The organism is Blautia faecis, from assembly GCF_027662325.1.
GTDB lineage: Bacteria > Bacillota > Clostridia > Lachnospirales > Lachnospiraceae > Blautia_A > Blautia_A faecis.
The window spans coordinates 1-5,680 of record NZ_JAQDKY010000078.1; the positions used below are offsets into that span (position 1 = coordinate 1).

At 43.5% G+C, this 5,680-nt stretch carries 7 protein-coding genes; all 7 read left to right on the plus strand.

The window, feature by feature from the left end:
• Positions 1-68: 68 nt before the first annotated feature.
• The 7 genes from PGQ38_RS18930 (at position 69) to PGQ38_RS18960 (ending at position 5,541) form a co-directional block, all read left to right on the plus strand.
• Positions 69-569: a pyridoxamine 5'-phosphate oxidase family protein gene (locus tag PGQ38_RS18930; protein ID WP_071143405.1), complete on the plus strand. Its 501-nt coding sequence runs from the start codon at positions 69-71 to the stop codon at positions 567-569.
• A gap of 97 nt (positions 570-666) precedes the next feature.
• Entirely contained in the window at positions 667-1,374 is a 708-nt protein-coding gene (gene pnuC / locus PGQ38_RS18935) for a nicotinamide riboside transporter PnuC (RefSeq protein ID WP_199484358.1), read from the plus strand.
• Between the two features lie 89 nt (positions 1,375-1,463).
• Positions 1,464-2,870, plus strand: a complete 1,407-nt coding sequence (locus PGQ38_RS18940; RefSeq protein ID WP_270433110.1) for a repa — start codon at positions 1,464-1,466, stop codon at positions 2,868-2,870.
• A gap of 858 nt (positions 2,871-3,728) precedes the next feature.
• A complete protein-coding gene (locus PGQ38_RS18945; protein WP_004614779.1) occupies positions 3,729-3,890 on the plus strand; it encodes a hypothetical protein in 162 nt (53 codons plus the stop codon).
• 4 nt (positions 3,891-3,894) lie between these two features.
• The gene (locus PGQ38_RS18950) at positions 3,895-4,215 is read left to right on the plus strand and encodes a MobC family plasmid mobilization relaxosome protein (protein ID WP_021638906.1); all 321 of its coding nucleotides are present in this window, start codon (positions 3,895-3,897) and stop codon (positions 4,213-4,215) included.
• A complete protein-coding gene (locus PGQ38_RS18955) occupies positions 4,176-5,285 on the plus strand; it encodes a relaxase/mobilization nuclease domain-containing protein (protein ID WP_021638905.1) in 1,110 nt (369 codons plus the stop codon). Before PGQ38_RS18950 ends, PGQ38_RS18955 begins: the two co-directional genes overlap by 40 nt.
• Positions 5,275-5,541 (plus strand): prefoldin domain-containing protein, encoded by a 267-nt coding sequence (locus tag PGQ38_RS18960; protein ID WP_071143404.1) that lies wholly within the window; start codon positions 5,275-5,277, stop codon positions 5,539-5,541. The genes PGQ38_RS18955 and PGQ38_RS18960 overlap by 11 nt, the downstream gene beginning before the upstream one ends.
• Positions 5,542-5,680 lie beyond the last annotated feature (139 nt).

Here is a 5,680-nt window from a genome sequence, read left to right on the forward strand (position 1 = left end):
CATCGTTAGGTCTTTGAAGATGTGCATTCAAATGCTTTTTCTTTTATAACATTAAAAGGAGAAGAACCATGTTTAGAGAAATGAGAAGATTTAAGCAGTTATTGCCACAAGAAACCGCTATAGAAATTTTGAACAGAAATACAAGCGGAACTTTAGCGTTAATCGGAGATAATGATTATCCATACGCCGTTCCTATAAGCTATGTTTATATAGATGGAAAACTGTATTTCCATTCTGCTAAAAGCGGACACAAAATTGATGCAATTATTAAACATGAAAAAGCATCTTTTTGCGTAATTGATCAAGATCATATTGTGCCGGAGAAATATACTACATATTTCAGAAGCGTCATTGCGTTCGGTAAAGTACATCTTGTAGAAGATATGAATGAAATGCGTCGTATTGCAACCTTGCTTTTTATGAAATATTCAGCAGATTACAAAGATGGAATTCCTAAAGAAATTGATTCTTCTATCAGAAACATGGCAATCATTGAAATGACAATTGAACACCTGACTGGTAAAGAAGCAATTGACCTGGTTAAAATGAAAAAAGTTGATAAAGAATAAGCACTGCCACCGGGTAGTAGATGCGTAAAGCATTCGACTGTACATCGTTAGGTCTTTGAAGATGTATATTCGGATGCTTATTTTTTTGGAGGTTATTATGAAAGAGTTTAAGGACTATTTTTCAAAAAGTGAAATTGTTTTGTGGAGTTCTTCTGTAATGGTTATTATAATTTCATTCTGTGTTTTTGACAGAATAAATTATATGACTTTGTGTGCATCGCTAATAGGAGTAACATCTTTGATATTTAACGCAAAGGGAAATCCGTTTGGACAATTACTTATGGTTGTATTCAGTTTGCTGTATGGGATTATTTCATATACCTTTTCGTATTATGGGGAGATGATTACATATCTTGGAATGACAATGCCGATGGCAATTTTTGCCTTAATATCATGGCTGAAGAATCCGTATAACGGAAACAAAGCGGAGGTTAAAGTTAATAGCATTGGAAAAAGAGAAAATGTCTGTATGTGGATTGTGACATTTGTTGTTACATTTCTATTCTATTTGATTTTGAAGTGTTTTAATACAGCTAACATCATCCCGAGCACTATATCGGTAACAACAAGTTTTCTTGCAGTATACCTTACCTTTAGGAGAAGTCCGTATTTTGCATTGGCATACGCTGCCAATGATATTGTTTTGATTATATTATGGATATTGGCAAGTCTGTATGATATTAGATATGTTTCGGTGGTAGTATGTTTTATTGCGTTCTTTGCTAATGATATATACGGATTTGTAAGTTGGAGAAAAATGAAAACCAGACAGCAAGAAATAACTAATGTTGTGAGCATAATGTAAATTCCAGTTTGTCGGTACGAAGAAAAAGGTAAAATACTGTAGTGATAAGATTAGCGGTCAAGGCGAGAGGGAGTGAGGTGTAAAAGACTATGGCAAAATACACCAAAAGGAGAGATAAAAGAGGGTATGAGTGGAAGTCTGCTTATCGGGAGAAAGAAGCTCTTATGCTGGAGAGGGGATACCCGGAAGTAAGTCCTCATGATTTCTATCGAGAGTTGTTTCCGACTGGTAGTCTGCAGCAAGAGCCGGGGGACGGAAAAGGTAATATTATAGCGACACAGATTAGACCGTCCGGCAAAGGAAGAACCCGGCAGTGGGTAATTGATGATAGTCTGAAAATGCTGGATAAGGTCATAGGAGATAGGTTTGGGCTGATACCGCCTATTAGTTTTTACGGGAAGTCACACACGAAAGAGAACGCTCATGAGCTGTTTGCGGTGGTGGTGGATGTGGATTATGTAGGCAAACAGCAGTTAAAGAACCTGTTGAAGCAGTTTGGGAATGGTGTGCAGCTTCGTCCGACTTATCTTGTCAGCTCCGGCAAGGGGGTACATCTTTACTATTTCTTGCAGGAGCCGGTTCAGTTGTATCGAAACCGGGAAGAAGTGCTTGCGGAGCTGAAAGAAGCCTTTATCCGGCGGCTATGGAATGATACCAGCTCTATCCGTCCGGACAGCCCGGATATAACCGGAATTTATCAAGGTTTCCGGTGTGTGGGGAGTCAGTCGAAGCTGGGTGCAGATTTCCCAGTAAAAGCCTATAAGCTGTCAGAGAACCGTTACACGCTGGAGGACATAAAAGCCAGCATACCGAGCTGTAAGGTAGACCTTGCTCCGTTGTACGAGAAGCCGAGAAGAAAAAGTACCGTTACGCTGGAAGAAGCAAAGGAGCTGTACCCGGAATGGTATGAGAAGCGGATCGTGCAGGGAGAGCCGAAGCAGAAAAGTAAGAAGCAGGGCGGTACGTGGGTATGTAACGAAGCTTTATATGAGTGGTGGAAACGGAAAATAACCGAGGAAGTGAAAGCCGGAGGGCGTTACTTTCCTATTATGGCGTTGTGCTCTTATGGCTTGAAGTGTGGCATATCCGAGCAGAAGATACGGAGAGACGCCTATGCGTTCTTGGACCATTTAGAGAGCCTTACCGAGGACGAGGACAACCATTTCAGCCGGGCAGATGTGAAAGACGCTCTCCGGGCATTGAAAGGGGACAGAAAAAGGTTGTCAACGATAGCAAGCCGGGAATGGATAGAGGACAACACAAAGGTTACGATACCAGCAAATAAGCGAAATTACAGAAAACAAGAGGCTCATTTATATCTTGCAAGGCGAAAAAAAGAGGATATGAAAGTTATAGGCGAAGTAGTAAAAGAGGGCAGACCAACAGCAGAGCGGACAGTCAGAGAATGGCAGGAGAGCCACCCGGCAGGAAAGAAAGCGGACTGCATTCGAGAGACAGGACTTGCAAAGCATACGGTTTATAAGTGGTGGAAGTAGGGCATACTTGAAATGCCGAAAGGCATATGCTATAATGCCAATAGGCAAGAAAGACGAAAGTGCTCATTGTGGCACGCAAAAAGCCCCGGAGTTGCGACCTCCGGGGCTTTTCTATTCCGTTGTGGCAAGGTGGCTTATGCCTTAGGCTGGCTACCGCCTATTTATCTCCGTCCAGCCATTTGCAGATGTAGTAGGCGACTACACTTGCCAAGACAGAGAGTAAGAAAGACGAAAATATACTCATGGTGGCACACCCCCTTTCTGTACCTGTATAGGGGTGGTAGCGTCGCCCATTATACCATAGTGGCAGAAATGCCACAAGAAGCCATTTCCCCTTGTTTATTATCAAAGCCATAAGGAAAAGAGTGTCAAGGGCGGTCATAGACCGCAGCGTTTACCCTTGATACTCTTTTTTGTTGGCTATAATGCCGGAGGGGAAAACGGCTGTCCGTCCGTTCCTTTACTTCCCCCCCTGTGCTTCATTGTCCGTTCCGGCGGAAGAAAGTAAAGGGTGGTCTGCGACCATTTTTTATCTGCTGTACTCGCTGATCGGCAAGCCGAAGCTCATACTGCAGATAAAAAACAAGCCCTTGACTGTCTTCCTCCTACACTTCCAAAGTCGCCCAAGAGGAAGTAAGCTCCACTATATTCTTGGCAGAATATACGCACGAATATATCCGCTTGATATAGAGTTTATATCATGCTATAATATGTGTAGCGGATATATTGCAAGTTCCCTAAAGTGTTACCACTTTAGAACTTGTGAGGGTGGCAAGCCCCCCTTCAATCCCCCTTTTCAGAGAGCCGAAAGGCTCATAGTGTGACGGTGGTAGCACCGAAGAAAGAGAGGTCAAAGGCATGAAAAAAGAAATGGATAAAATTCAGTTTGAGTACAGATACGAGGTGCAGGAGCTGATGAAAGTAATTGATAAATATGTAAAACAGAACCCGGCAGAAAAGGAAAATAAGACGCTGGAGCGTTTCTTTGACTTGCTTGATGTCATGGATATGGAGTGGTAAGGGTATGAACAAGACAAGACCAAAGCAGTTATCATTCCGAGTAAGTGAAGAAGAATACCGGCAGTTGCAGGAGAAGATTTTAGAGAGTGGAAAGAACCAGCAGGAGTATATCCTTTCCTGTGTGCTGGAGAAGCAGATCGTGAATACGGACGGTATCAAAGAACTTATCCCGGAACTGAAACGGATAGGGAACAACCTCAACCAAATAGCAAAGCGGTGTAATGAGGGGGGAATGTTGCCGAGTGAAGCGGAAGTGCGGAAGCATGGAGAGGAGCTGAACAAAGTATGGCAGTCATTAAGGCGGTATCTTCAAAGGCGGGCATAGGGCACGCAATAGATTATGTGACGAAAAAAGAAAAGACAGAGGAGAAGCTTGTCAGCGGTCTGCATTGTGAGCCGGAGACGGTCAAGGAAGAAATGCAAGCCACAAAGGAGCTGTGGGGCAAGACGGACGGAAGAACCTATAAGCATTATGTGCAATCCTACCATGAGGACGAGGAAATAACCCCGGAGCAGGCTCACAAGAACGCTGTCGAGCTGGCAGAGCATACAAAGGCATGGAAAGGGCATGAAGTTCTGATAGCCACGCATATAGACAAGGGGCATATACACACGCACTTTATTGTTAATTCCGTAAATTATGAGAACGGTCATAAGCTCCAATGGAGTAAGCACGACCTTAAAGACTTAAAGGAACGGTGCAACGAGCAGAGCCGGGAACAGGGCTTGCATGTGCCGGAGAAAGGAAAGACATTTGCTGGAGAAGTACGGGAAGAAACGGTGGCATGGAGCAAAGACACCTACCAGCTTTTGAAACAGGCAGAGCAGGGAAAGGTCAAAAGCTATGTGCAGGATATTGCCCTTGCGGTGCTGGATTGTAAGGAAACAGCGACCAGCCGGGAAACATTTATCCGGCTGATGAATGAAAGAGGGTACGGAGTGGACTGGCAGGACAGCCATAAGTACATCACATATACCGACTTAGCCAGGGAACAGGCAGGAGAAAAGGCTTGTAAAATCAGAGATAACAAGCTGGAAAAATACTACAATATGGATTTCGGAAAGGAGAGCATGGAGCATGAGTTTGAGAGAAATGCACGAACAGCAGAAGCAGAGCAGTCCAAGAGAGCAGCTTCAAGAGTTAAACCGACAGAGCCGGACAGAGCTGGAAAACAGTCTGCTCAAAGAAGCGTTGGCGATGTCGAGCGAGAACTGCGAGGAATTGATGAAGCAGTCAAATCAAGAACAAGTAAGGGCAGAGCAGAACAGGCAGAGAGACGCAGAGCAGAACAGGAAGCTCATCAGCGAGCTGAAGCAGAGCGTAGAGCTGCTGAAGAACAGCAACGAGTTGCTTCAAGACGCTATATCGGACGAGGTTGGGAGCTTGAAAGATGAGGTTAAGGAAAACACCGTCCAAGAGGTTAGAAAGGCGTTACAGGCGAATATAGAGGCTATACAGAGGGCTACAAAGCTTCTTGAGAAGCAGTCTGATACACTTACGAGCGTGATGAAGCAGAAGATCCGGGAGCTGGAGGAAAGTAAGAACAGCTTTTTCAGATATGAGGGCTTGAAGTTGTACCTGTTTTGGGGCGGTATGGTCTGCAATATTTTAGTGTTTCTTATGCTGGCATATAGCTTGTTTGGAAAGTAAAAAAGAGTGATAAATTAGAATTTTCTATTGTTTTTTGAGGTGTTATTTATTATAATAGATAATGTTAATATAGAATAAAAACTGCCAACGGGTAGTGAATGCGTAAAGCATTTGTTTGTACATCGTTAGGTCTTTGAAG

Excerpts from the sequence above, each read along its gene's own strand:
- PGQ38_RS18955 (WP_021638905.1), top strand. The coding sequence starts at position 4,176 with ATGGCAGTCATTAAGGCGGTATCTTCAAAGGCGGGCATAGGGCACGCA.
- PGQ38_RS18945 (WP_004614779.1), top strand. The coding sequence starts at position 3,729 with ATGAAAAAAGAAATGGATAAAATTCAGTTTGAGTACAGATACGAGGTG.
- PGQ38_RS18940 (WP_270433110.1), top strand. The coding sequence starts at position 1,464 with ATGGCAAAATACACCAAAAGGAGAGATAAAAGAGGGTATGAGTGGAAG.
- pnuC (WP_199484358.1), top strand. The coding sequence starts at position 667 with ATGAAAGAGTTTAAGGACTATTTTTCAAAAAGTGAAATTGTTTTGTGG.
- PGQ38_RS18950 (WP_021638906.1), top strand. The coding sequence starts at position 3,895 with ATGAACAAGACAAGACCAAAGCAGTTATCATTCCGAGTAAGTGAAGAA.
- PGQ38_RS18930 (WP_071143405.1), top strand. The coding sequence starts at position 69 with ATGTTTAGAGAAATGAGAAGATTTAAGCAGTTATTGCCACAAGAAACC.